The 1,789-nt window shown below is 45.3% G+C and carries 2 protein-coding genes; one reads left to right on the forward strand and one right to left on the reverse strand.

What is annotated here, in order from left to right:
* The coding region (locus JF818_RS13175) for an AAA family ATPase (RefSeq protein WP_198892446.1) at positions 1–1,079 on the reverse strand (1,079 nt) is incomplete at its 3' end.
* Positions 1,080–1,223: 144 nt separating this feature from the next.
* Between JF818_RS13175 and JF818_RS13180 the strand changes: the two genes are divergently transcribed.
* On the forward strand, positions 1,224–1,541 hold the full coding sequence (locus tag JF818_RS13180; RefSeq protein ID WP_117331540.1) for a hypothetical protein: 318 nt from the start codon (positions 1,224–1,226) through the stop codon (positions 1,539–1,541).
* Positions 1,542–1,789 lie beyond the last annotated feature (248 nt).

The raw sequence follows: 1,789 nt of genomic DNA on the forward strand, positions 1-1,789 counted from the left end.
GCACAATATTCATCGAGAAGACTGGCTACCAAGTCATAGTCTTCGATCCCAAGGGCCATCGTTATCGCTTCCCGATAGAATGATGCTGCAAGAAGATCTGCAACTGCCTGTGCCACAGCATGCTCAATTCTTCTGTTCTTCCCTGCCTTCACGCGATTGAGCACAAAGGAACGGAAAAGAGGGTGAATGAGAACCTCTCCAGCACTTGTCATTTCGACAAAAAGGGATTTCTCGATCAGAATCATTACCCCAGTCTTGAGGGTCTCTTGTTCCTTCCCTGGGAAGAATGCTCCAAGCAAAGCAGTATACACGAGTGCTGTTTCCGCTTTCTTTGGAACCTCATCCCAAATGGGGAGAAAATAAGAATCAAGCTCACGGATTCTCTCTTCCACCTGTGCACTGTTTTGAATCTCCCCTTTGGCAAAACAGGCCTTAAGCAACAGTGGGGATCCCCAAGTGTTCTCGATCATGAGCTCCAGCGCCTCGTTATCGATATCATCTGCAAAGTATGCAGCTAAACGTCTCCCTTCCTCCTGCGTGAAGGCAAGATCATCCCTGTTGATTTGCATCACTGCATCACGATGCATTGAGGCTTTTGGGAAAACAGCAATATCTGTTCCAATAAGCATGAGATGCACCGTTTCAGGAAGATATGCTGCAAGAAAGGATAACCAGGATGTAATGTGCTTATGGTTCAGGAACTCAACATCATCAAATATGAGGTACCGTGGTTCACTGCTTTCTCCAAGAAGCTCAACCATTCGGCTTAACTGCACATCAGAAGGGTCCTCACTTTCTGTAACATTTGGTAGCAAGGAAATAAGCATAAGGCTCAGACGGGAAGCAAATGTTTTTGGATTGTTATCGTCAGAAGTGCATTGCATGTATGCATGACAGTACTCTCTTGAAGCTAGGTATCGGGCTATTGCTGTTGTCTTCCCATACCCATGGGGTGCATGAACCAGAGCGGTCTGGTAGTGCAGCGAGAGCGCTAGCTTCTCATCCAATCGAGGCCTTTCCACCAAAGCGCTTCGTGAGACTGAAGAGAGTGTCGCTTTGGTCGATTCATTTTCTTTCATATGGTATGTAAGTATAGTTTGAAACCTCTGTTGAGGCAACAAACCGTTACTGTACCACAACTGTACCTTCGTACAGTACCTCTGTAAGGCGCTCAATGATACGTTTCAAGCACAAAACAAGACCAAACGTACTTGGAGGTACACATGGACAAATTTAAACGGACCCAAGATTGGACAGTTGCAGTTCTGGGATTGTATGCGGCATTTTCTCCGCTCTTCTACACCTACTCAGGAGGTTCTGGTTTCAGTGTTGTGATTGCTATTGCAATTGTCATTTGTGCTGTAATTGCTCTTTCACTCCCAGAATCAAAACCTGTTCAATGGATTCTCATTGTTGCGAGCGTATTGTTGTTCATCGTTCCCTGGATTTCATCTATTACCGGCTGGGCTGCGTGGAACCTTCGTATCGTGTCCATCATCATGATTATTCTAGAAGCAAAAACGATGAAGACGATTGCGTAGCATTCACCAACAACTTTTATGAAACATAGGAGAGGAAGCTAATTCGCTGGCTTTCTCTCCACCTAGGACAAACCCATGAAATCAATTCCCGAGAACGTATTGAGAACAAGTCTGCGACTTGTATATGCAAACCCAGAGAAAAATCTCCCCAAACTTGTGAACTGGGCACAGCCCATTGCAGCAGCAACGGGAAGAATACAAGAGAAACAATGGAAGATGATCAAACGTATTACTCAAGACCCCTCATC

Source organism: Sphaerochaeta sp. S2 (assembly GCF_016406725.1).
GTDB lineage: Bacteria > Spirochaetota > Spirochaetia > Sphaerochaetales > Sphaerochaetaceae > Sphaerochaeta.